The sequence below is a fragment of the Pseudomonas sp. E6002 genome, assembly GCF_013385565.1.
Taxonomy (GTDB): domain Bacteria; phylum Pseudomonadota; class Gammaproteobacteria; order Pseudomonadales; family Pseudomonadaceae; genus Aquipseudomonas.
This window is the reverse complement of sequence record NZ_JACAPT010000009.1, coordinates 699,060-722,087: the sequence shown is the minus strand read 5'-3', so window position 1 is coordinate 722,087 and position 23,028 is coordinate 699,060. Positions and strand designations below refer to the sequence as shown.

The window sequence follows — 23,028 nt, the reverse complement described above, 5'->3', positions numbered from 1 at the left end:
ATCTGGGCCCCATCAGCCCCTTCCCTATTCGGTTACATCGCGCATGTTCAAGAATCAATTGCTGCCTGCCGTCAGCCTCGTGTTCATGGCGCTGTTCACCACCGCACCGTCCCAGGCCGAAGAGCTCACGCCCATTCGTTCGTTGGAATGGGCCCAGCCGGTGGGCAATCAATACAACCTGTATCAGATGACGCCCACGCTCTATCGCAGCGCGCTGCCGGATAGCGGTGCTGTTCCTGTATTGGAAAAACTCAAGATCGGAACGGTGATCAACTTTCTGCCCGAGTCAGATGCCAACTGGCTGAAATCACCCGGCATCAACCAGGTGCAATTGTCCTATCGCACCAACCATGTCGATGACGCCGATGTGCTCGCAGCGTTGCGCGCGATTCAGGATGCCGAAGCCAACGGCCCGGTGCTGATGCACTGCAAACACGGCTCCGACCGCACGGGCCTGATGGCGGCGATGTATCGGGTGGTGATTCAGGGATGGAGCAAGGAAGATGCGCTGAACGAAATGACCTTGGGCGGCTTTGGCGCCAGTAGCGGCTTCAAGGACGGCGTTCGCTACATGATGAGGGCCGATGTCGACAAGTTACGCACCGCACTGGCCAACGGCGAATGCAGCACCAGCGCCTTTGCACTGTGCTCGATGAAAAGCTGGCTGAATACCGCGGACAACGCCAAAGACCCGGCCGAGGAAAAAACCGCCTGGGTGGTCGCTCCCTGAGCCATCAACCCAGGGAGCGCTTCACGATCAGTCTTTCTTCAACTTCGGATTAGGGAAGAACTGCACCGCTTGCACCTTGGGGTCCGGTGCTTTCAACGCCGACGTATTGACCCGCGTACCCAATTCCTTGGGCACTGACAGACCTTGTTCATTCAGCGTGTCGGAATAGCCGCAAGCCACGCATTCGCGGTGCGGAACATCGTCCTCGCTCCACATCATCAACTTGTCCGGCTCGCTGCACGCCGGGCAGACTGCCCCGGCGATAAAGCGTTTTTTGGTTTTCACAGGTGCTTCACTCATGCTGCCGCGTCCTCACTCAGGCCGCTGTGGCGCAAGAGTGCGTCAATCGACGGCGCCCGTCCGCGGAAATCGACGAACAGCACCATCGGTGCCTGGGAACCGCCACGGGCCAGGATCGCCTCGCGGAACGCTCGGCCAGTCTCGGCATTGAGTACGCCATCTTCTTCGAACTTGGAAAAGGCATCGGCCGACAGCACTTCCGCCCACTTGTAGCTGTAGTAACCCGCGGCGTAACCGCCAGCGAAGATATGCGCGAAGCTGTTGGGGAAGCGGTTGTAGGCGGGCGGACGCATCACCGACACCTCATCACGCACGCCTTCCAGCACCTGCAGCACACTGCGGCCATCGCCGTGGGTAGCGTGCAGCTCGAAGTCGAACAGCGAGAACTCCAACTGGCGAACCATCATCAGGCCGGACTGGAAGTTCTTCGCCGCGAGCATTTTTTCCAGCAGGTCCTGAGGCAGCGGCTCACCGGTTTCATAGTGACCGGAAATCAGCGCCAGGCCTTCCGGCTCCCAGCACCAGTTCTCCATGAACTGGCTCGGCAACTCCACCGCATCCCAGGCCACGCCGTTGATGCCGGACACGCCGGCGTGCTCTACACGGGTCAGCAGGTGGTGCAGGCCGTGGCCGAATTCGTGGAACAGCGTGGTCACTTCATTGTGGGTCAGCAGGGCAGGCTTGCCGCTGTCGGCCGGGGTGAAGTTGCACACCAGGTTGGCCACCGGGCTTTGCAGCACGCCATCAACCGTGCGGCGACGGTCACGGGCGCCGTCCATCCAGGCACCCCCACGCTTGTTGGCGCGGGCGTACAGGTCGAAAAAGAAGCGGCCGACGTGCTGGCCGTTTTCCTTGATTTCGAACAGGCGAACATCCGGGTGCCAGGTGTCGAAGCCTTTCTGCTCGGCGATCTCGATGCCATACAGGCGTTGCACGATGGCGAACAGGCCGCTGAGTACCTTGTCGATCGGGAAGTAGGCGCGCAGGGCTTCCTGGGAAACGCTGTAACGCTGCTCCCGCAGTTTTTCGCCGTAGAAACCGCTGTCCCAGCTTTGCAGGTCCGCGCAGCCTTGTTCGGCGGCATAGGCCTTGAGCTGTTGCAGGTCCTGGGTGGCAAACGGCTTGCTGCGCTTGGCCAGGTCACGCAGGAAGCTCAGCACCTGGTCGCTGGACTCGGCCATTTTGGTGGCCAGGCTCAGCTCGGAGAACGAGGCGAAGCCCAGCAGTTGCGCCAGCTCCTGACGCAGGTCGAGGATCTGTTCCATGACCGGGCCATTATCATTCTGACCGGCATTCGGGCCTTGGTCCGACGCGCGGGTGCAGTAGGCTGCGTAGATTTTTTCACGCAGGGCGCGGTCGTGGGCGTAGGTCATCACCGCGTAGTAGCTTGGGAATTCCAGGGTGATCAGCCAGCCGTCGAGGCCCTTGGCCTGGGCAGCCGCAGCCATTTGCGCCTTGGAGGAATCGGTCAGGCCGGCGAGGGTTGCTTCGTCAGTGACGTGCTTGGTCCAGGCCTGGGTGGCATCGAGCAATTGGTTGGAGAACTTGCTGCCCAGTTCGGAGAGCTTGCTCTGCACTTCGGCATAACGCTTTTGCTGCTCAGGCGGCAAATCGATACCCGACAGACGGAAGTCCCGCAGGGAGTGTTCCAGAATCGTTTTTTGCGCCACGTCGAAGCCGGCGGCTTCCGGGCTGTTGGCCAGGGCGTCGAAGGCCTGGAACAACTCGCGGTTCTGGCCCATCTCTGTGGAGTAGGCGCTCAGTGCCGGCAGGCACGCCTCGTAGGCTTCCCGCAGTTCGGCGCTGTTGCACACGGCATTCAGGTGGCTGACCGGGCTCCAGGCGGCGCCCAGGCGGTCATTGAGTTCGTCCATGGCCAGGACCAGCCCGGCCCAGGTCGGATTTTTACCCTGGCTTTGCAGGATCCCTTCGATGGCGACGCGGTTGTCGGCGAGGATCTGTTCAATGGCCGGCTGCACGTGCTCGGCACGGATCGCCGAGAACGGCGGCAGGTCGTAGGACTGCAGAAGAGGGTTGTTCGCGCTCACGGTTGGCACCTTGGCTGAAGAAACATGTAAGAACAAAGATGGGGCCATCTTAATTACAATCAACGCCCACCGCAGCTATCAGCAGAAGAGAGAGAGCCTATCGTGACCCTTCGCACCTACCAGAATCACACGCCGGCCCTGGCCGCCGGGGCTTTCGTCGATGCATCGGCGGTGGTGATCGGCGACGTCGAAATCGGCACCGACAGCTCGGTATGGCCGCTGACGGTGATCCGCGGCGACATGCACCGCATCCGCATCGGTGCGCGCACCAGCGTGCAGGACGGCTGCGTGCTGCACATTACCCACGCAGGCCCCTTCAATCCTGATGGTTTCCCGCTGCTGATCGGCGACGATGTGACCATTGCCCACAAGGTCATGCTGCATGGCTGCACGGTAGGCAGCCGGATCCTGATCGGCATGGGCAGCATTGTGATGGACGGCGCCGTGGTGGAAGACGAGGTGATCATCGGCGCCGGCAGCCTGGTGCCGCCGGGCAAGAAACTTGAGAGCGGTTTTTTGTATGTTGGCAGCCCGGTTAAACAAATCCGCCCGCTGACTGACAAGGAACGGGCATTTTTCACCTACAGCGCCGCGAACTACGTAAAGCTCAAAGACCTGCACCTGGCCGAAGGCTTCGACCAATGACAAGGACACCCATGCATTACCAGACCGTTTTGTTCGACCTCGATGGCACCCTCACCGACCCCCGCGAAGGCATCACCCGCTCGATCCAGTACGCCCTCGCCAAACTGGGGATCGATGAGCCGGACCTGACCAAACTCGAGCACTTCATCGGCCCGCCGCTGCTGCAAGCGTTCATGCAGTTTTATGGTTTCGACGAAGCCAAGGCCTGGGAAGCGGTGAATTTCTACCGCGAGCGCTTCAAGGTCACCGGCCTGTACGAAAACCGCGTGTTCGACGGCGTGATGCCGCTGCTTGAGGAATTGAATGGCCAGGGCCGCCAGCTGTATGTAGCCACGTCCAAGCCTTGGGTATTTGCCCGGGAAATCGCCCGGCATTTTGATTTCGCCAAGCACTTCAAGGTGATCTACGGCAGCGAGCTGGACGGCACCCGCACCAACAAGGTCGAGCTGATCGCCCACCTGATGGCGCAAGAAAGCCTGGACTCGGCCAGCACCTTGATGATTGGCGACCGCAAGCACGACCTGATCGGGGCCCGCAGCAATGGGCTGGATTCGGCGGCGGTGGGTTATGGGTTTGGCAGCCATGAAGAGCTGAGTGCCGAGGCGCCGACCTGGCATTTTGAAACATTGGCCGAGCTGCATCAGGCGTTTTTGCAACGGCCTTGAATGCGCTATCGCAGGCAAGCCAGCTCCCACATTTGATCACGGTCGGCCAAGACAACTCAGTCAAATGTGGGAGCCGGGCTTGCCCGCGATGAGGCCCTACCGGCCAACCACTTGCCCGGATCCCTCCAACGCCCTCAGGGCCGCCTTGCGCTGATCCACCGGCAACCCGCCCAGCTTCTCCACCGCCGCAAAGAACTTCGGCCAATCCCCGCCTTCCTGCCGGAACAACGCGACGAACGCCGGCACCCACTGGTCATACAGCCCAAACGGCAGCAACCTTGCGTTGTTCATCGGCAGGTTGACCCAGGCGTCATAACGCTTGTCGCCACCCCACTGGCTATCGCGCATGTGCCGGTAGTCACTGCGCAGGCGCTCGAATTCAGCGGCCTTGGCCTGGCGCATGGCATCTGCCGCCAGCGGCTGCGCATACAACTGCTCCAGGCGTTTGCGGGTATCGAGCACCAGCCGGGTGAACTGGTCGCGCTGTTTCAGCGCCGACTCGCTGGCAGGCGGCAAGCCTTGGGCGGCGCGCCATTGCCGGGTACCTTCCTGCTCGACGAAGGTGGCGTACGACTCGTTGAACTCGGTGTCGTCCTTCACATAAAACCGCTGGTGCGCCAGCTCATGAAAAATCAGCGTGGCCAGGCGCTCGTCCCCCCAGCTCATCATCGAACTCATGATCGGATCGTTGAACCAGCCGAGGGTGGAATAGGCCTCCACGCCGCCAATCGACACATCCATCCCTTGCTGCTTCAACAAAGCCGCCTGGCCGCGTGCGGCGCCCTGGTTGTAGTAGCCGCGATAGGCCACGCAACCGGCAATCGGGAAGCAGTGGGTTTGCGGGGACAGGGAAAATTCAGGCGTGGCGAACACGTTCCAGACCACGTAAGGACGGCCGATATCGGCATACAGCCGGTAACTCTGGTTATCCGGCAGGTGCAGGTGTTCGCTGGCGAAGGTGCGGGCTTTCTGCGATTGCGCCAAGTGCTCGCGCAGCACCTGTGGCCGGGACGGGTCGGCGACGACCGCGGAGACTGGCTCCCGGGCACGCAGCAATTGCCATTGGCCGTCTGCCAGTTGGCTGTAATAACTGACGCTGGAACAGCCACTGAGCAACAGCAGCATCAAGCCGGGAAGCAAACGCCTGACCATTAAAACCTCTCGCCGGTAACCATCCCGCCAGACTATCTCGCCTGTGGGGAATTTTTCCATGGCGTGGCGTGTTTATACTCATAGGGAGCGTGCTGCCGAACGCAGCCGTTCAAAAAACCATTCCTACAGTTGAGTGCTTAACATGCGTCAGCTACTGCTTCCCGTCGCCGCGATTTTTCTCAGTGCCTGTGCGTCGACGCCACTACCGCCGGTTGATCCACACCAGGCCTGGGTCGACTTCGCTACCCCGACACCCGGCGCCAAGCTGGTAATGGCGCAACGCCTGGACGGGAAAAACCTGAACGACGGGCGCTTCTTCCAGGTGCCGCCTGGCAGCCATGAGCTGATGGTACGTTTTGATTTCGAGGTGCCTACCGGCGGCAGTTTCGGCGGGTTTGGCCAAACCACTGACCGTACCTGCTTCATGACCCTGCAATACGACCGTTTCGAGGCGGGCCAGCGCTATCGCCTGGAAGGGCGCTCACTGGGCTACAACCCGAATATCCGGCTGTACAACAAAGCGGGTCAATTGCTGGCCGAAGAACGTAGCGTCAACTGCATCTGATCAGTCGTTGTTCTTCTGGTAGACGATGGCTTTGGTGCCATTCTCACAGCTGCCGACAACCATGGCGCTGTCGTGCTTGTCAGCTTCTTCCTTGGTGACGATTTCGAGGGTGTAGGACGGAACGGCATTCGCCTGGATTTTGACCTCGATCTCCTTCCTGAGCTCTTCACAATCTTTTGGCGCCGCCAGCGCCGACGTGGCCAGTGCACAGCAGATAACCGCCAAGGCAATACGTTTCATGTGTGAAGCTCCCTGAATGCACGCGCACGGGTGTGCGCTGAGTCTGCAATCGGCTATTCGACCACATTTGCACCTGCAGGGGCGAGCAAGCTCACCCCTGCAAGGGGGTTGCATCAACTAACCAGCGTGCCATCCAGGGTAATGGTTGCATTCAGTACCTTGGACACGGGGCATCCTTCCTTGGCCTTTTTGCTCAGCTCATCGAACTGCGCCTGGCTGGCGCCCGGGATCTTCGCCTTGAGGGTCAGGTGCACGGCAGTAATCGCAAAGCCACCGTCCACTTGGTCCAGGGTCACTTCGGCCTGGGTGTCGATGCTGTCGGCCTTGAGCCCGGCATCGCCGAGAATCATGGAAAACGCCATGGAGAAACAACCGGCATGGGCTGCGCCGATCAGTTCTTCAGGGTTGGTGCCCTTGCCACCTTCGAAACGGGCCTTGAAGCCGTAAGGCGCTTCACGCAGAACGCCGGTTTCGGTGGAAATGGAACCCAGGCCAGTCTTCAGGTCGCCTTCCCAATGCGCGGATGCTTTTTTAACAATACTCATAGCGGTCTCCTCGAACGGTGGTTTTGCGTCAGTAAGGGTTCTGAGGATAGACGCCACGGCAAAGTTCATCTTGTCGGAGAAACCTAGCGATTAAGTAGGAAATTTCACCATCGCTATTGAATCTCGGGTATATGCCCTCATTGCATAGGACATGCACATGAAGCGGCAGGTTTTGGTTCGTCTAAGAAGCCTGCGCCCCCATTGGAGAAGCAGGCTTATGAAATCGCTGTCCGACGTAAAGTTCTCGACCCTCGACCTCGTGCCCGTGCGCGCCAACGGCAGCCCGGCGCAGTCGCTGCGCAATTCCCTGGACCTGGCCCAGCACGTGGAAAAATTCGGCTACAACCGTTTCTGGGTCGCCGAACACCACAATATGGACGGCATCGCCAGCTCGGCGACCTCGGTATTGCTGGGTTACCTGGCCGGCGGCACCTCGACGATCCGTGTCGGTTCCGGTGGCGTGATGCTGCCCAACCACGCACCGTTGGTGATCGCCGAGCAGTTCGGCACCCTGGAAAGCCTGTACCCGGGCCGCATCGACCTGGGCCTTGGCCGCGCACCAGGCTCCGACCAGATGACCGCCCGCGCGCTGCGCCGTGAACGCTCCGGCAGTGCCGATGATTTCCCGGAAGACGTGGCAGAACTGATGGCCTACCTTGGCCCGCGCACCCCGGACCAGCGCGTGATCGCTGTACCCGGCACGGGCACCAATGTGCCTGTGTGGCTGCTGGGCTCAAGCCTGTTCAGTGCACAACTGGCGGGCGAGCGCGGTTTGCCTTACGCCTTTGCCTCGCATTTCGCACCGCGCCTGATGCATGAAGCGATTCGCGTCTATCGCAACCACTTCAAGCCTTCGGCCGTGCTGGACAAGCCCTACGTGATGCTCGGTATCCCGCTGGTGGCCGCCGACACCGATGAGCAAGCCGATTACCTGGCCACCTCGGTGTACCAGCGAATTCTCGCGCTGATGCGTGGGCAAAGCCTGGTGCAGCGCCCGCCGGTCAAGACCATGGACGGCCTGTGGCTGCCCCATGAGAAAGACGCTGTAGGCAGTTTCCTTGGCCTGGCCATGGTGGGCAGCCCACAGAAGATCCGCGCCAAGCTGGAAGTGCTGGTGGAGCAGACCGGCGCGGATGAGCTGATCTTCACCTGTGACCTGTACGAGCATGCCGACCGGATTCATTCCTACGAGCTGCTGGCCCAGATCATGAAAGGCTGAATCCAGGAGTGAGGCGGGACGCAGAGCATCCCAGGCTTCATTCCCACGCGGAGCGAGGGATCGCAGGCATAAAAAAACCGACGCACTTGCGTCGGTTTTTTACGTCTGCAACACGGGATCACCCGCGCTTGTAGGCGATTTCCTTGGTACCGGCTTCACAGCTGCCGACAACCGTGTGGTCACTAGGTGCAGCACCTTTGTCCACGATTTCCAGGGAGTAGCCCGAAGCGCCTTTCGCGTCGATTTTCGCCGCAATCTCGCTTTTCAGCTCTTCACAAGGCTTGCCCGCCGCCAGGGCCGTGCCCGCAATGCTCAACAAACCTACCGCCAACAAAAAGTTCTTCATCCGTCACTTCCTTGGGTTGATCGAAAGGAAGCACGCCGACGCTCGTCACGTCGACGTGCCTAAAGGTTGTAGCGGAGTTTATGGCAATCGGCCAGCGCGCAAGTTCAACCGGCTCAATCAACTACTGGCAATTCGGAACCCCACCTTGAGGGTGACCTGGAAATGCGCTGCCTTGCCGTCCTTGATGTGGCCACGGGTTTCGGTCACTTCAAACCACTCCAAGTGCTTGATGCTCTTGCTGGCTTCAGCCAGGGCATTGTTGATGGCCTCCTCGATGCTGGTCGCGGAAGAGCCCACCAGTTCGACTTTCTTGTAGGTGTGATGATCACTCATAAGTTTTTCTCCTGGGGTCGTTAATCAAGACTAGCAGTGAATTCTCGTACTGCTTCTGGCGGCTATTGCGATGTGAAAGTTCAGATTTACTGCACTTTCTGAAACCGCCGCAGTCGGAAACAACACACGCCACTCAATCACTCCAGGAGAGCCCACATGGCCAACACCTCTTTACGCAAAGCGTCATTGGAAAGCATGGAAGCCGAGATTTCGAGCCTGCTCAAATCTTTGGAAAGCCTCAAGGACGATGCGTCTGACGAGTCGCGCAAAACCCTGAAGGCCCTGAAAAGCAATGCCGAGAACGCCCTCAAGCATTCTCGCCACCTGATCAGCGATGCCTATGAAGAAAGCAAAGTCAAAATCCGCGAAACCGGTGTTGCAACACGGGACTACGCGCAAGAGCATCCATGGACTACCGCCGGTGTTGCCGTCGGCGCGCTGGGTCTGCTGGCGGCCTACTTGCTGTGCAAACGCGGCGATTAAACGTCCTGGCGCGCAAGCTCAGCCTTGAGCCACTGCGCCAGTTGCCCGGCGCGCCCATCTGCGGCGCGCTTGGGTAGCCACAACGCCAGTTGCGCCGGGGTTTCACTGAAACCCCACGGCGCAACCAGGCGACCCGCTCGCAGGTCCTCTGCCACCAGCGGCTCAGGCGCAATTGCTACCCCCAGCCCGGCCACCGCCGCCTCCAGCAAATAATACAAATGCTCAAACCCCTGACCGTACTTCAACGCGCCAGCGTCGATCCCATGGTGCTGCGCCCAGCTGGGCCAGGCTTGCGGGCGTGAGGTAGTGTGCAACAGGGCCTCATTCAGCAGCGCCTCGGGAGGCGCCTGGCGCAATCGCTCGTAATGGGCAAAACGCGGGCTCATGACCGGGCCGATGCGTTCGCTGGCCAATTCGTACACCTGCATATCCGCCGGCCATGGAGGTTCGGCGAACACCAGCAGCGCGTCCAGGCCGGGGCGGCGTGGGTCAAGATCGCCTTCACCCGCCGACAGATGCAGGCGCAAATCCGGCAACTCGGCGTTCAGGCGCCCCAGACGCGGAATAAACCAGCGCGCCAGCAGGCTGCCGGAGCAGCCGAGCACAAACGGCGCATCGGCACTGCTTTGCGTGAGCTCGGCGCAGGTGTCCCTCAGTCGCTCGAAGGCCTCGAAACTCGCATCCCGCAGACGAATGCCGGCATCTGTGAGTTTGAGGCCGCGCCCGTCCTTGGCGAACAGGCTGACGCCGAGGTGTTCTTCCAACACCTTGAGCTGCCGGCTGACCGCACCATGGGTCACGTGCAGTTGCTCAGCGGCCTGGCTAACGCTGTTCAGGCGCGCAGTCGCCTCAAAAGCGCGCAAGGCATTCAGCGGTGGGAGGTCTCGGCTCATCTGTGAGTTTTCCTGACAGGTTGTGGCGATCTTATCGGTTTTCACGGGGAAGCGTCAGGGGTAGAGTGACCGTCATTGCCTCTTACACATTTTCTACCTGGAGCGTCCCATGACTCAGACCCAGACCGATTTACGCAACGGCCCGGATGCCAATGGCCTGTTTGGTTCGTTCGGCGGCCGCTACGTGGCGGAAACCCTGATGCCGTTGATCCTTGACCTGGCCCGCGAATACGAAGCGGCCAAGATCGATCCGGCCTTCAACGAAGAACTGGCCTACTTCCAGCGCGACTACGTCGGACGCCCAAGCCCGCTGTACTTCGCCGAGCGCCTGACCGAGTTCTGCGGTGGCGCCAAGATCTACCTCAAGCGCGAAGAGCTGAACCACACCGGCGCCCACAAGATCAATAACTGCATCGGCCAGATCCTGCTGGCGCGGCGCATGGGTAAAAAACGCATCATCGCCGAGACCGGCGCCGGCATGCACGGTGTGGCCACGGCCACCGTCGCCGCGCGTTTCGGCCTGCAATGCGTGATCTACATGGGCACCACCGACATCGAGCGCCAGCAGGCCAACGTATTTCGCATGAAGCTGCTGGGCGCTGAAGTGATCCCGGTAGTCGCCGGTACCGGCACCCTGAAAGACGCGATGAACGAAGCGCTGCGTGACTGGGTCACCAACGTCGACAGCACCTTCTACCTGATCGGCACCGTGGCCGGCCCGCACCCGTACCCGGCGATGGTTCGCGACTTCCAGGCCGTGATCGGCAAGGAAACCCGTACCCAGCTGCAGGCCCAGGAAGGCCGTCTGCCCGACAGCCTGGTGGCGTGCATCGGCGGCGGTTCCAATGCCATGGGCCTGTTCCATCCGTTCCTGGATGACACCAGCGTCGAAATCATCGGCGTTGAAGCGGCCGGCTACGGCATCGAGACCGGCAAACACGCGGCCAGCCTCAACGGCGGCGTACCGGGTGTGCTCCACGGCAACCGTACCTTCCTGTTGCAGGACGACGATGGCCAGATCATCGACGCCCACTCGATCTCCGCGGGCCTCGACTACCCGGGCATCGGCCCTGAACACGCCTGGTTGCACGACATCGGCCGCGTCCAGTACACCTCGGTGACCGACGACGAAGCCCTCGACGCCTTTCACAAATGCTGCCGCCTGGAAGGGATTATTCCTGCACTGGAAAGCGCCCACGCCTTGGCCGAAGTGTTCAAGCGCGCGCCGACCTTGCCGAAAGATCACCTGATGGTGGTCAACCTGTCCGGCCGTGGCGACAAAGACATGCAAACCGTGATGCACCACATGGAACAGTCCAAGCAGGAGAAACACTAAATGAGCCGCCTGCAAACACGTTTTGCGCAACTGAAAGAACAAAACCGCGCCGCCCTGGTGACCTTCGTCACCGCTGGCGACCCGGGCTATGACACCTCGCTGGCGATCCTCAAGGGCTTGCCGGCGGCCGGCGCCGATGTGATCGAACTGGGCATGCCGTTCACTGACCCGATGGCTGACGGCCCGGCCATTCAACTGGCCAACATCCGCGCGCTGACCGCCAAGCAGAACCTCACGAAAACCCTGCAAATGGTTCGCGAGTTCCGCGAGGGCAACAGCGACACGCCGCTGGTGCTGATGGGCTACTTCAACCCGATCCACATGTACGGCGTGCCACGCTTCATCAGCGATGCGAAAGAAGCCGGCGTCGACGGCCTGATCGTGGTCGACATGCCGCCGGAACATAACGGCGAGCTGTGCGACCCGGCCCAGGCTGCCGGTATCGACTTTATCCGCCTGACCACGCCGACCACCGACGACGCGCGCCTGCCGACCGTGCTCAACGGCAGCTCAGGGTTTGTGTACTACGTGTCGGTGGCCGGTGTGACCGGTGCCGGTGCCGCGACCCTGGAACACGTCGAAGAGGCCGTGACCCGTCTGCGTCGGCATACCGACCTGCCGATCAGCATCGGTTTCGGCATCCGCACCCCGGAGCAGGCCGCTGCAATCGCCCGCCTGGCAGACGGTGTGGTGGTGGGGTCGGCACTGATCGACCACATCGCCAACGCCAGCAATGATCAACAGGCCATCGACGGTGTATTGACCCTGTGCTCGGCGCTGTCGGAAGGTGTACGCAACGCCCGTAAGTAAGCGGCTCGTAAGCGGTAGGTAAAGTTCCTGATACAGAGGAATCATGCTGGCAAATCAGCACCTAAGCTAACAAGACCAAGGGATTTCGAACTCGGTTCGAAATCCCTTTTTTGTTCGTGCAGTACTGAGGAAACAGCCCCATGAAAATCCCCAAACGTTTGATTGCAGGTGTAGGCGTGCTGGTGCTTGGCGCCAGCGCCCTGGTCCAAGCTGCGCCCTATGATCAGGGTGGCGGACCTGACCGTGGTGGCCCACAGGGCCAGCACGATCAACGTGGCGATGACCATCGCGGGCCGCAGGACAACCACCGTGGTGGGCCGCCTCAGGACTTTGGTCCTGTGAGACAGGTCATCCGCGACAACCATGGCGACTTCCGCCGTGGCGCGCCGCCGCCTCCCGGCATCCACCTGGTGCGCGGCCAGCGCCTGCCGCCAAACTACTATGGTGAGCGTCTGGACCCACGGGCGCTGGGCCATCTGCCGCAATACCCTGGTTATGAATGGCGCCGTTCGGGTGGGGACATCGTCTTGATCGCCGTTGGCACCAGCATCGTGTATCAGATTCTGGATGGCGCGCTGTACTAGAGCCGCACTGCTTTTTTGGTGAGGGAGCTTGCTCCCGCTGGGCTGCGCAGCGGCCCCAAAATCCTGGGAGCGCTGCGCACTCCAGCGGGAGCAAGCTCCCTCGCCACAGCAAGCTCCCTCGCCGCAGTAGTCGCCTAAATCTCGATACGCTCGACCTTGCCGACCAGCAAGATGTAGGACAACGCCCCCAACAACGCCAGCACCGCAATGTACGTAATCGCCGGTGCAAACGAATCTCCTGTCGCCAGAAAGCCAATCACGATCGGCGTGGTAATCGCCGACAGATTGCCGATGAAGTTGAACACCCCTCCGGTCAGCCCCAGCAGCCTTGCCGGCGCCAGGGTCGACACCAGCGACCAGGTGATCGACGCCAGGCCATTGCCGAAAAACGCCACCGCCAGAAACGCAATCACCCACGCCGTGGAATCAACAAAGTTGGCGCCGATGATCGCCGTGGAAATCAACAGCCCGCCAATGATCGGCAACTTGCGCGCAAACCCCACGGACGCTCCCCGGCGAATCAGCCAATCGGAAAACAGCCCCGAACACAGCACCCCGACAAACGCCGCCAGAAACGGCAGCGACGCCAGCAGGCCGGACTTGATGAAGTCCATGCCGCGATATTTCACCAGGTAGGTCGGAAACCACGTCAGGAAAAACCACAACGTGGAATTCAGGCAGAACTGCCCCAGGTAGATCCCCCACAGTTTGCGCTTGCTCAACACGATGCCGAGGTCGACCCAGCTGAACGGCGCCTTGGCCGCCTGCGCCTGGATGTCCACCAACCCGCCGCCTTCGCGGATCAGCTCGATTTCCGCCGCATTCGCGCCTTTGAAATCCCGTGGCTCGCGGTACACCGCGTACCAGATCAACGCCCACACAATGCCCACGCCGCCGGTGGCGACAAACACCATGTGCCAGCCAAAGGTGTGTTGCAGCCAGGCCAACACCGGCGTGAGAAACGCCAGCCCGACAAACTGCCCGGAGGTATAAACACCAATCGCCGTGGCCCGCTCACGCTCAGGGAACCAGGTGGTCACCACGCGGCTGTTGATCGGGTAAGCCGGGGCTTCCAGGGCACCGACCGCCATGCGCAACACGAACAGCGCGATGAAGCTGGCGGCGAAACCGAGCATCACCGTGGCCACCGACCACAGCAGCAGGGCGACGCTGTAGAGAATGCGCGGCGGCACCCGGTCCACCAGCCAGCCGCCGGGAATCTGCATGGCCGCGTAGGTCCAGCCGAACGCGGAGAAGATCAGCCCGACATGCACCGGGTCGATCCCCAGCTCGCTGGTCAGGGCCGGAGCGGCAATCGACAGGTTGCTGCGGTCCAGGTAGTTGATCACCACGGTGATGAACAGCAGCACCATGATGAAGAAACGCTTTCGGCTGGGCGTGACTAAAGAAGCCTGCCCGGTGAAGGACTCGGATTGCATGGGGGTTGCCTCTTCTTATGGTTATTGAGGACAGGTCTTACTGAAGAAACCGAATCAAATGTGGGAGCGGGCTTGCTCGCGAAAGCGGTCTACCAGCAGCGGAGGTGTTGACTGACACTCCGCCTTCGCGAGCAAGCCCGCTCCCACATTGACCGGGTTTTCACCTCAAATTCGCGGTGTTTACCACTCCGCGAAGCTGCCATCGGCATGCCGCCAGATCGGATTGCGCCAGCGATGCCCGATGGCCGCGCGTTCGATCACGTATTCCTCGTTGATCTCGATGCCCAGGCCTGGCCCGTTGGGGATTTTCACAAAGCCCTGGTCGTAGTCGAAAACACCCGGATCGCGCACGTAATCCAGCAGGTCATTGCTCTCGTTGTAGTGAATGCCCAGGCTCTGTTCCTGGATGAACGCGTTGTAGCAAACCGCATCCAGCTGCAGGCACGCTGCCAGGGCAATCGGGCCGAGCGGGCAGTGCAGGGCGAGGGCCACGTCGTAGGCTTCGGCCATGTTGGCAATCTTGCGGGTTTCGGTGATACCGCCGGCGTGGGAAGCATCCGGCTGGATGATGTCGACGTAGCCTTCGCTGAGCACGCGCTTGAAGTCCCAGCGCGAGAACAGGCGCTCGCCGAGGGCAATCGGGGTGCTGGTGAGCGGCGCCAGCTCTTTCAGCGCTTCGTAGTTTTCGCTGAGCACCGGCTCTTCGATAAACATCAGTTTGTAGGGGTCGAGTTCCTTCATCAGCACCTTGGCCATGGGTTTGTGCACCCGGCCATGGAAGTCGACGCCGATGCCGACGTTCGGACCGACCGCATCCCGCACGGCGGCGACGTTGGCCAGGGCCTGGTCGACTTTTTCGAAGCTGTCGAGAAATTGCAGCTCTTCGGTGCCGTTCATTTTCACCGCGGTAAAACCACGGGCCACGGCTTCCTTGGCGGCGCGGGCAGTGTCGGCCGGGCGGTCGCCACCGATCCACGAATACACGCGGATCTTGTCGCGCACCTGGCCACCCAGCAGGTCGCTGACCGACACGCCGAGGGCCTTGCCCTTGATGTCCCACAGCGCCTGGTCGATACCGGCGAGGGCGCTCATATGGATCGCGCCGCCACGGTAGAAACCGCCGCGATAGAGCACGGTCCAGATGTCTTCGATATTGCGTGGGTCCTTGCCGATCAAGTAGTCGGACAATTCCTCGACGGCGGCAGCCACGGTATGGGCGCGGCCCTCGACAACGGGCTCGCCCCAACCAGTCACGCCCTGGTCGGTTTCAACCTTGAGGAAGCACCAGCGCGGCGGGACGATGAAGGTGGTCAGTTTGGTGATTTTCATCTTCTTATCTCTCTTGTAGATGGAGAACGCTGATCAGCCCAAGGCATGCCAGGCGGCGACGTAGGCCTGGGCGTTGCTCGCCACTTGGGCGACGCTCATGCCCGGCTTGAATAACCCGGAGCCCAGGCCGAAGCCCTTGACGCCCGCGTCGAAAAATACCTGCATGTTGTCCGGAGTGATGCCGCCCACCGGCAGTAACACCGTGCCCGCGGGCAGTACCGCGAGCCAGGCCTTGACCACCGCCGGGCCCATTTGCTCGGCCGGGAACAGCTTCAGCACGTCGGCACCTTCGGCCAGCGCGGCAAACGCTTCGGTGGGCGTGGCCACACCCGGCGACAGATACAGGCCCGCGGCCTTGGCGGACCGCAGCACCTTGGCATCGCTATGGGGCATGACGATCACCTGGCCGCCGGCGGCTTTGACTTGATCGACCTGTTCCGGGGTCAGCACGGTGCCGGCGCCGATCAAACAATCGGCGGGCAGGCTGTCCCGCAGGATGCGGATGCTGGAATAAGGATCCGGCGAGTTCAGCGGCACTTCGATCACCCTGAAGCCCGCCGTGTACAACACCTCGCCGATCGCCAGCGCCTCCTCCGGTCGCAGGCCGCGCAGGATCGCGATCAAACCGTTGTGTGTCAGTGCTTGCTTGAGCATGTCGGGCCTCTCGTCAGGTTGCAGGCAGCAGCCCCGCCGCCATGGCCAGCTGCCAAAGGCCACGCTCGGTAGCCTCCTGCGCCAGGGTCACGTGGGGGAAGCCACAGAGTTGGAGTGCACGCTGGTAGCGGGTGCAGAGTTGGGGTGTGCCGACCAGGACGATGTCGCGCTGCTGGCTGGGCTTGCGAGTGCGCAGGCCGGTCAGTTCGTGGCCGATCAACAGCCCGGACAGATAGTCCGGTTGCTCGTCAGGCGCCAGCTCGCCGGTCAATCCCAGGGAGCGTGCGCTGAACAAGTTCGACAACAGCCCCGTTTGGCCGTCTGCCGACAGCGCAACCTGAACACCGCGATCAAAAGCGGCCACCTGGAACTGTTCGGAAGGGCGCTGGGTGCGCCCCAGAATGCTGTGTTGACTGAGCACGGCGAACAACTCGCCGGTCATGAAAGTATCGAAGTGAGTGATGCAGCCTTCCACCACCTCCACCCACTTGGAATGGCTGCCCGGCAGGCCGATCAATACGTCGCGCCCGGTATGGGCAGCCAGGCTTTGCAGCACGCCGAGCACCTGGGTTTCTTCACCGCGCATCACATTGGGCAACGCGCCGCGTTGAATCACGCCGGGCACGATGTGCACCGCTGCGCCCCGCAGGCTGCGCACCACATGCAGCGCCTGGCCGAGGGTAGAAACGTCGGCCGGGGTGTCGCGGTAAGCCGCTTCGCTCCAGCCCTGGGCGCTGCCGACCATGCCGCAAGCGATAACGGGAAGGTCGGGCTGGGTGTCGAGCCAGTCACCGCAGGCTGCGTCGAATGCCAGCTCGAACCCGTTGCGGCAGCGAACACCGGCTATTTCCCGGGCTTCAGTGGGCAGGTGCATGATCCCCGACGCCAAGGTGCGCCGTTCGATCACGACGCCTGCCGGGCCGAGCTTGTAAGCACGAAGGGAACTGGTTCCCCAATCGAGCGCGATCAATTGCGCCTGCATCGCTTCACCTGAGTGTTCTGAGCGGATGAGGCGAATATAAACCCAAGACCGGCAAAGTCTCAATATATAAATATCAGTCCCATATATAGGGAAATTAAAGCCTTAAAATATTGACAGATCCAGCGTGCGCATCGCCCCCATCCAGATCGCGTGTTCGGTGTGGTCCTTGAGGTCATCACCGGTGGTCGGGTGCAGGAACACCACCAGGCCGTTGCGGTTGAGGGCCAGCCACGGCAATACGACGCCGATGTATTCAGGCTCGAACGCCAACTGGCAGCTCCAGTCCGGGTGCGGGCCCACCGGGCGTTCATGCACGCGGCCCATGCGCAGCGGAAACAATTGCGCGCCGTCTTCGCAGAGTTTGCGCGCCTGGTCGATGGTGTTGGCGTCGAAATAGATGTGGGCGTGGTAGCCCTTGATACGTTGCATGACAGGCTCCGGGCTCATTGATCGGCAAATCCTAGACCGCAATGGACGGCAGGGCCAGACCGGTCAGCGATTGTGCGCTGCTGGCCTGCTCGGTCATCAGCCAGTCGACGAAACGCTCGATCAACTGGCTGCGGCGTTTGCGCTGGGGCAGCACCACGTAATAGCCGAAGCGCGAGATCACCGTGTCGCCAATCGGCCGGCACAGCCATTTTTGCTCCAGCAGGTTATCCACAAGGTGACGCCAGCCGATGGCCACGCCCTGGCCCGCGATCGCGGCCTGGATCAACAGCGTGTAATTGTCGAAACGCAGTTGGCCCGGGGTGGGCGCGGTGGTGAGGCCCAGTTCGCGAAACACCCCGCTCCAGTCGAACCACTGGTTGTTGTTTTGCTGGCGCAGGTGCAGCAAGGGGAACTCCAGCAGGCTCTGCACCGACAGTGGCGCGACTCGGTCCTGGAGTAGCTGCGGGCTGCACACCGGGAACACTTCCTCGTTGAACAGCCACAGGCTGTCGCCCTGTTTGAAGCGGCCGTCACCGAACAGCACCGCTACATCGATATCGCTGCGCAACGTGGCGTGGTTACGCTCGCTGGTGACCAGGCTCACGTCCACCTGCGGGTTGGCTTCATGGAAACGATGCAGGCGTGGCATCAGCCAATACGCGGCGAAGGCAAAGTCGGTCGCCACCTGCAGGACTTCATGCTGGTCCTGCTCGGCAATCGCGCTCAGGCCCTGGTTGATGCTCTGCAAACCGGCCTGTACCTGCTCAAATAACAAGGCGCCCGCGTCGGTCAGCTCGATGCCACGGTAGATGCGATCAAACAGGCGCACCTTCAGCTGTTCTTCCAGGCGCTTGATCTGCTGGCTGATGGCCGGCTGGGTGGTGCCCAACTCCATCGCCGCTGCCGTAAAGCTGCGTTGGCGCGCTGCGGATTCAAAGGCACGCAGCAGGTCGAGTGACAGGTGACCGAGGGATTCATACATAAGCTGGGCTTATCCTAGACATTGCTTCTCATGGGCTTTACCACGATTTCCATGGCCTGCATGCTCATTCGCATAAACATCGACTATGGAATGCCGCGAAACCATGAAGCGCAAGAACATTCTTTTTATCATGGCCGATCAAATGGCCGCGCCGATGCTTCCGTTCTACGGTCCTTCGCCTATCAAACTGCCAAACTTGAGTCGCCTCGCCGCTGAGGGCGTGGTGTTCGACGCCGCTTACTGCAACAGTCCGCTGTGTGCGCCATCGCGCTTTACCCTGGTGAGTGGGCAGTTGCCGAGCAAGATCGGCGCCTACGACAACGCGGCCGATTTCCCCGCCGACGTGCCGACCTATGCCCACTACCTGCGCCGCCTCGGCTACCGCACCGCGCTGTCGGGCAAGATGCATTTTTGCGGCCCCGACCAGCTCCACGGCTATGAAGAACGCCTGACCAGTGACATCTACCCGGCCGACTATGGCTGGGCCGTGAACTGGGATGAGCCGGACGTGCGCCCCTCCTGGTACCACAACATGGCGTCGGTGCTGCAGGCCGGGCCGTGCGTGCGCACCAACCAGCTGGATTTCGACGAAGAGGTGGTGTTCAAGGCCCAGCAGTACCTGTTCGACCATATCCGCGAGGATGGCGACCAGCCGTTCTGCCTGACCGTGTCGATGACTCACCCACACGACCCTTACACCATTCCCAAACCGTTCTGGGACCTGTACGACGACAACGACATCCCGCTGCCTGCAACACCGCCACAGGCTGACCTCGACCCTCACTCCCAGCGCCTGCTCAAGGTCTATGACCTGTGGGACAAGCCACTGCCGCTGAACAAGATCCGCGATGCACGCCGCGCCTACTTCGGCGCGTGCAGCTACATTGACAGCAACGTCGGCAAGCTCCTGCAAACCCTGGAAGACACGGGCCTGGCCGATGACACCATCATCATCTTCTCCGGCGACCACGGCGACATGCTCGGCGAACGCGGGCTCTGGTACAAAATGCACTGGTTTGAAATGGCCGCCCGGGTGCCGCTGCTGATCAGCGCGCCGGGGCAGTTTGCCGCCGGCCGGGTGACCGCCGCCGTGTCCACCGCCGACCTGCTGCCTACCCTGGTGGAACTGGCCGGCGGCGAGCTGGACCCGAGGCTGGCGCTGGACGGCCGCTCGCTGGTGTCTCACCTGCAAGGGCAGGGCGGGCACGACGAAGTGTTCGGTGAGTACATGGCCGAGGGCACCATCAGCCCGCTGATGATGATTCGCCGTGGCGCCTACAAGTTCATCTACAGCGAGGACGATCCTTGCCTATTGTTCGATGTGCACAACGACCCGCACGAGCGGGAGGACCTCAGCCAGTCACCGGAACACCGGCCACTGTTCGAGGCGTTTTTGCATGAAGCGCGGGCCAAATGGGACATCCCTGCGATCCACCAGCAGGTGCTCGCCAGCCAACGCCGTCGCCGCCTGGTGTTCGAGGCGCTGACCCAGGGCAAGCTGAAGAGCTGGGACCACCAGCCACTGGTAGACGCCAGTCAGCAATACATGCGCAACCACATCGACCTCGACGATCTGGAGCGCAAGGCACGTTTTCCACAACCCTGCCAAAACCAATAAAACTGAGGGGAAGGCCATGCAAAAGTTATCCACCGTGTTGAGCGTTGCGCTGCTGGCATTGAGCAGTGCCGGCGCCTACGCGGACACCAGCTGCGACACCGTGAAGATGGCCGATCCGGGCTGGAGCGATATCGCCGCCACCAATGCCATTACCGGTTTCCTGTTGAACGGCATGGGCTACAAGGCCAAGGTCGACACCCTTGCGGTGCCGATCACCTTTGGCGGGCTCAAGGACGGCCAGGTGGACGTGTTCCTGGGTAACTGGATGCCGGCGCAGCAAGGCTTCTACGACAAGTTCGTGGCCAATGGCGATGTGGTGCAACTGGCGAAGAACCTCGACGGCACCGAGTTCACCCTGGCCGTGCCGGACTATGTCTGGGACGCCGGGGTGCATGACTTTGCCGACCTGAACAAGTTTGCCGACAAGTTCGACAAGAAGATCTACGGCATCGGTTCGGGTGCGCCGGCGAATCTCTCGTTGCAGGAAATCATCAAGAAGAACGACTTTGACCTGGGCCAGTGGAAGCTGATCGAGTCCAGTGAACAGGCGATGCTGGCCGAAGTGTCCCGGGCGGTGAAAAAGCAGAAGTTCGTGACCTTCCTCGGCTGGACGCCGCACCCGATGAACGTGCAGTTGAAGATGCATTACCTCAAGGGTGGGGAGAAGTACTTTGGTGACACCGGCAGCGTGTATACGTTGACCCGCAAGGGCTATGCACAGGCGTGCCCGAATGTGGGGAAATTGCTGACCAACCTGAGTTTCACCCAGGAGATGGAGAACGCCATCATGGCTGAGGTGGTGAACAAGAAGCTCAGTAATGCGGACGCGGCGAAGGCGTGGATCAAGGCGAACCCGGCGGTGCTGGACAAGTGGCTGGACGGGGTTAAAACCGTGGACGGCCAGGATGCACTGGCCGCTGTAAAAGCCAAACTCTGATGCACTGATCGTTCCCACGCTCTGCGTGGGAACGCATCCGGTGACGCTGCGCGTCAAGACTCAAGAGCGGACGCAGAGCGTCCAAGACGGCATTCCCACGCAGAGCGTGGGAACGATCATCATGAGCCTGATACTCTGATTCAAACCTCTTCAACCGAGTTTCCAATGCCCTGGCCCAACCGCCATACACTCTTTCCCTTCCTCAGCTGGCTCCCGCGCCAAACCCGCGCCAGCGTCGGAAGGGACGCGGTCGTCGGCCTGAGCGGTGCAGTCCTGGCATTACCCCAGTCCATTGCCTACGCGCTGATCGCCGGTCTCCCACCGGAGTATGGCCTGTACGCCGCGATCATCCCGGTATTGATCGCCTGCTTGTGGGGCTCTTCCTGGCACCTGATCTGCGGCCCCACGGCAGCCATCTCTATCGTGCTCTACGCCAGCGTCAGCCCGTTGGCCGTGCCCGGCTCCCAGGACTACATCACACTCATCCTGTTGCTGACATTCCTGGCCGGCGTCTTCCAATGGCTGTTGGGCATGCTGCGCTTCGGCGCCCTGGTGAATTTCGTCTCGCATTCAGTGGTGCTCGGCTTCACCCTCGGCGCTGCGGTGGTGATCGCCCTGGGCCAACTGCCCAACCTGCTGGGGCTGGACCTGCCCAGCCAGGCCACGGCGATCAACAGTCTGCTGGCGCTGATCAACCATGCCGGGGAGTGGAATCGTCCTTCACTGGTGCTCGGGCTCGGCACCTTGCTGGTGGGGGTGCTGCTGAAACTCTGGGTACCGCGCTGGCCAACCCTGTTGATCGCGCTGGCCCTGGGCAGCCTCATCCCGTGGCTGTGGCCGACGATGTTCGGGGAGGTGGCGCGGGTCAGTTCATTTGTCGGCAAGCTGCCACCGTTCAGCCCGCTGCCGATGGACCTGGACATGGTCCTGCGCCTGCTGCCGAGTGCCGTGGCGGTGGGCATGCTGGGGCTGGTGACCAGCCTGTCGATTGCGCGCTCACTGTCGGCGCGCTCCCAACAATTGCTCGATGCAAATCAGGAAGTGCGCGCCCAGGGTTTATCCAACATTGTCGGCGGATTTTTCTCGGGGTACTTGTCGGCAGGTTCCTTCACACGGTCGGGCCTGAGTTATGAGGCAGGCGCCTGTTCGCCGCTGGCGGGGGTGTTTTCCGCATTGTGGGTGGCGTTGTTCGCGCTGTTCGGTGCGGCATTGATCGCGCATATCCCGATCCCGAGCATGGCCGCCAGCATCCTGCTGATTTGCTGGGGGTTGGTCGACCATCGCGGTATTCGGGCGCTGTTCCGGGTCAGCCGCGCAGAGTTCGTGGTGATGAGCCTGACTTGCATCGCCACGCTGTTGCTGGAGTTGCAAACGGCCATTTACGCCGGGGTGCTGGCGTCGCTGTTTTTCTACCTCAAGCGCACCTCACAGCCGCGGGTCCAGCAATGGCGTGACGGAGAGGACGATGTGCTGCGGGTCGGCGGGTCGATCTTTTTCGGCGCCAGCCATTACCTGCAGGTGCGGCTGCAAAGCCTGCACGGCCAGCGGGTGGTGATCGAGGCGCAGCAGATCAACTTCATCGACTATTCCGGGGTGGAGATGCTGCACCAGGAAGCGCGCCGATTGAATGGAGTGGGGCGCAGCCTGGCGTTGCGCAAGGCCCGGCCGCAGGTGGTGGAAGAGCTGAAGAAACTGGAAGGGGCCGACCAATGCCCCATCCATTTCGAAGACTGAATGCGGTTAAAACTGTGGGAGCGGGCTTGC

26 protein-coding genes are annotated in these 23,028 nt (G+C 61.4%); 12 read left to right on the top strand and 14 right to left on the bottom strand.

The features are described 5' to 3' along the window. Positions 1 to 43: 43 nt before the first annotated feature. Complete coding sequence (locus tag HX815_RS09610) at positions 44 to 730, top strand: tyrosine-protein phosphatase (protein WP_177028117.1); 687 nt, start codon at positions 44 to 46, stop codon at positions 728 to 730. Positions 731 to 757: 27 nt separating this feature from the next. On the opposite strand, the gene HX815_RS09605 is transcribed toward HX815_RS09610, so the two are convergent. Next, positions 758 to 1,030, bottom strand: a complete 273-nt coding sequence (locus HX815_RS09605; RefSeq protein ID WP_003214872.1) for a YheV family putative zinc ribbon protein — start codon at positions 1,028 to 1,030, stop codon at positions 758 to 760. Then, positions 1,027 to 3,126 (bottom strand): oligopeptidase A, encoded by a 2,100-nt coding sequence (prlC, locus tag HX815_RS09600; RefSeq protein WP_174717768.1) that lies wholly within the window; start codon positions 3,124 to 3,126, stop codon positions 1,027 to 1,029. The genes HX815_RS09605 and prlC overlap by 4 nt, the downstream gene beginning before the upstream one ends. 54 nt (positions 3,127 to 3,180) lie before the next feature. On the opposite strand from prlC, the gene HX815_RS09595 reads away from it, so the two are divergent. After that, entirely contained in the window at positions 3,181 to 3,723 is a 543-nt protein-coding gene (locus tag HX815_RS09595; protein ID WP_003214876.1) for a gamma carbonic anhydrase family protein, read from the top strand. Between the two features lie 11 nt (positions 3,724 to 3,734). Continuing rightward, positions 3,735 to 4,388, top strand: a complete 654-nt coding sequence (locus HX815_RS09590) for an HAD family hydrolase (protein WP_177028116.1) — start codon at positions 3,735 to 3,737, stop codon at positions 4,386 to 4,388. Positions 4,389 to 4,484: 96 nt separating this feature from the next. Here HX815_RS09590 and HX815_RS09585 read toward each other — a convergent pair whose 3' ends face one another. Beyond that, a complete protein-coding gene (locus HX815_RS09585) occupies positions 4,485 to 5,540 on the bottom strand; it encodes an aminopeptidase (protein WP_177028115.1) in 1,056 nt (351 codons plus the stop codon). A gap of 142 nt (positions 5,541 to 5,682) precedes the next feature. Here HX815_RS09585 and HX815_RS09580 point away from each other — a divergent pair, with 142 nt between their 5' ends. Next, the gene (locus tag HX815_RS09580) at positions 5,683 to 6,105 is read left to right on the top strand and encodes a hypothetical protein (RefSeq protein ID WP_032899915.1); all 423 of its coding nucleotides are present in this window, start codon (positions 5,683 to 5,685) and stop codon (positions 6,103 to 6,105) included. On the opposite strand, the gene HX815_RS09575 is transcribed toward HX815_RS09580, so the two are convergent. Further along, positions 6,106 to 6,345 carry a DUF1161 domain-containing protein gene (locus HX815_RS09575; protein ID WP_003214887.1) on the bottom strand — a complete coding sequence of 80 codons (240 nt, stop codon included), beginning with the start codon at positions 6,343 to 6,345 and terminating at the stop codon, positions 6,106 to 6,108. It abuts the gene before it with no gap. Between the two features lie 113 nt (positions 6,346 to 6,458). Further along, positions 6,459 to 6,890, bottom strand: coding sequence for an OsmC family protein (locus HX815_RS09570; RefSeq protein WP_008439587.1), 432 nt, complete (start codon positions 6,888 to 6,890; stop codon positions 6,459 to 6,461). 217 nt (positions 6,891 to 7,107) lie between these two features. On the opposite strand from HX815_RS09570, the gene HX815_RS09565 reads away from it, so the two are divergent. Continuing rightward, the gene (locus HX815_RS09565; RefSeq protein ID WP_008439586.1) at positions 7,108 to 8,109 is read left to right on the top strand and encodes an LLM class flavin-dependent oxidoreductase; all 1,002 of its coding nucleotides are present in this window, start codon (positions 7,108 to 7,110) and stop codon (positions 8,107 to 8,109) included. Between the two features lie 118 nt (positions 8,110 to 8,227). On the opposite strand, the gene HX815_RS09560 is transcribed toward HX815_RS09565, so the two are convergent. Together HX815_RS09560 and HX815_RS09555 are read right to left on the bottom strand one after the other, a co-directional pair. Beyond that, positions 8,228 to 8,455, bottom strand: a complete 228-nt coding sequence (locus HX815_RS09560; protein WP_003214893.1) for a DUF1161 domain-containing protein — start codon at positions 8,453 to 8,455, stop codon at positions 8,228 to 8,230. A 117-nt stretch (positions 8,456 to 8,572) separates the two neighbouring features. Beyond that, positions 8,573 to 8,788 (bottom strand): dodecin, encoded by a 216-nt coding sequence (locus HX815_RS09555; protein ID WP_008439585.1) that lies wholly within the window; start codon positions 8,786 to 8,788, stop codon positions 8,573 to 8,575. A gap of 156 nt (positions 8,789 to 8,944) precedes the next feature. Between HX815_RS09555 and HX815_RS09550 the strand changes: the two genes are divergently transcribed. After that, on the top strand, positions 8,945 to 9,271 hold the full coding sequence (locus tag HX815_RS09550) for a YqjD family protein (protein ID WP_003170746.1): 327 nt from the start codon (positions 8,945 to 8,947) through the stop codon (positions 9,269 to 9,271). On the opposite strand, the gene HX815_RS09545 is transcribed toward HX815_RS09550, so the two are convergent. Continuing rightward, positions 9,268 to 10,164 carry a LysR family transcriptional regulator gene (locus tag HX815_RS09545; protein WP_102367816.1) on the bottom strand — a complete coding sequence of 299 codons (897 nt, stop codon included), beginning with the start codon at positions 10,162 to 10,164 and terminating at the stop codon, positions 9,268 to 9,270. The two genes, HX815_RS09550 and HX815_RS09545, sit on opposite strands and share 4 nt — an antisense overlap. 109 nt (positions 10,165 to 10,273) lie before the next feature. Here HX815_RS09545 and trpB point away from each other — a divergent pair, with 109 nt between their 5' ends. From trpB to HX815_RS09530, 3 genes are all read left to right on the top strand, one after another. Then, positions 10,274 to 11,500: a tryptophan synthase subunit beta gene (gene trpB, locus HX815_RS09540; protein WP_003214899.1), complete on the top strand. Its 1,227-nt coding sequence runs from the start codon at positions 10,274 to 10,276 to the stop codon at positions 11,498 to 11,500. After that, on the top strand, positions 11,501 to 12,310 hold the full coding sequence (gene trpA / locus HX815_RS09535) for a tryptophan synthase subunit alpha (RefSeq protein WP_003214901.1): 810 nt from the start codon (positions 11,501 to 11,503) through the stop codon (positions 12,308 to 12,310). It abuts the gene before it with no gap. A gap of 140 nt (positions 12,311 to 12,450) precedes the next feature. Next, positions 12,451 to 12,894 carry an anti-virulence regulator CigR family protein gene (locus tag HX815_RS09530; RefSeq protein ID WP_003214903.1) on the top strand — a complete coding sequence of 148 codons (444 nt, stop codon included), beginning with the start codon at positions 12,451 to 12,453 and terminating at the stop codon, positions 12,892 to 12,894. A 134-nt stretch (positions 12,895 to 13,028) separates the two neighbouring features. On the opposite strand, the gene HX815_RS09525 is transcribed toward HX815_RS09530, so the two are convergent. The 6 genes from HX815_RS09525 to HX815_RS09500 all read right to left on the bottom strand — a co-directional run bounded on the left by HX815_RS09525 (position 13,029) and on the right by HX815_RS09500 (position 18,709). After that, positions 13,029 to 14,333 (bottom strand): MFS transporter, encoded by a 1,305-nt coding sequence (locus tag HX815_RS09525; RefSeq protein ID WP_003213647.1) that lies wholly within the window; start codon positions 14,331 to 14,333, stop codon positions 13,029 to 13,031. 180 nt (positions 14,334 to 14,513) lie between these two features. Next, positions 14,514 to 15,662: a galactonate dehydratase gene (dgoD, locus tag HX815_RS09520; RefSeq protein ID WP_003213645.1), complete on the bottom strand. Its 1,149-nt coding sequence runs from the start codon at positions 15,660 to 15,662 to the stop codon at positions 14,514 to 14,516. A 33-nt stretch (positions 15,663 to 15,695) separates the two neighbouring features. Next, positions 15,696 to 16,316 carry a 2-dehydro-3-deoxy-6-phosphogalactonate aldolase gene (locus HX815_RS09515; protein ID WP_177028114.1) on the bottom strand — a complete coding sequence of 207 codons (621 nt, stop codon included), beginning with the start codon at positions 16,314 to 16,316 and terminating at the stop codon, positions 15,696 to 15,698. Positions 16,317 to 16,329: 13 nt separating this feature from the next. Further along, complete coding sequence (locus HX815_RS09510; RefSeq protein ID WP_177028113.1) at positions 16,330 to 17,298, bottom strand: 2-dehydro-3-deoxygalactonokinase; 969 nt, start codon at positions 17,296 to 17,298, stop codon at positions 16,330 to 16,332. 102 nt (positions 17,299 to 17,400) lie between these two features. Next, positions 17,401 to 17,727: a DOPA 4,5-dioxygenase family protein gene (locus tag HX815_RS09505; protein WP_177028112.1), complete on the bottom strand. Its 327-nt coding sequence runs from the start codon at positions 17,725 to 17,727 to the stop codon at positions 17,401 to 17,403. Between the two features lie 31 nt (positions 17,728 to 17,758). Further along, complete coding sequence (locus HX815_RS09500) at positions 17,759 to 18,709, bottom strand: LysR family transcriptional regulator (protein WP_177020344.1); 951 nt, start codon at positions 18,707 to 18,709, stop codon at positions 17,759 to 17,761. Between the two features lie 103 nt (positions 18,710 to 18,812). Here HX815_RS09500 and betC point away from each other — a divergent pair, with 103 nt between their 5' ends. The 3 genes from betC (at position 18,813) to HX815_RS09485 (ending at position 22,998) form a co-directional block, all read left to right on the top strand. Further along, positions 18,813 to 20,327, top strand: coding sequence for a choline-sulfatase (gene betC / locus HX815_RS09495; RefSeq protein WP_008439571.1), 1,515 nt, complete (start codon positions 18,813 to 18,815; stop codon positions 20,325 to 20,327). A 16-nt stretch (positions 20,328 to 20,343) separates the two neighbouring features. Then, positions 20,344 to 21,264 (top strand): choline ABC transporter substrate-binding protein, encoded by a 921-nt coding sequence (gene choX, locus HX815_RS09490; RefSeq protein WP_003213633.1) that lies wholly within the window; start codon positions 20,344 to 20,346, stop codon positions 21,262 to 21,264. Between the two features lie 165 nt (positions 21,265 to 21,429). Beyond that, complete coding sequence (locus tag HX815_RS09485) at positions 21,430 to 22,998, top strand: SulP family inorganic anion transporter (RefSeq protein WP_003213628.1); 1,569 nt, start codon at positions 21,430 to 21,432, stop codon at positions 22,996 to 22,998. The last annotated feature ends 30 nt before the right edge of the window (positions 22,999 to 23,028 follow it).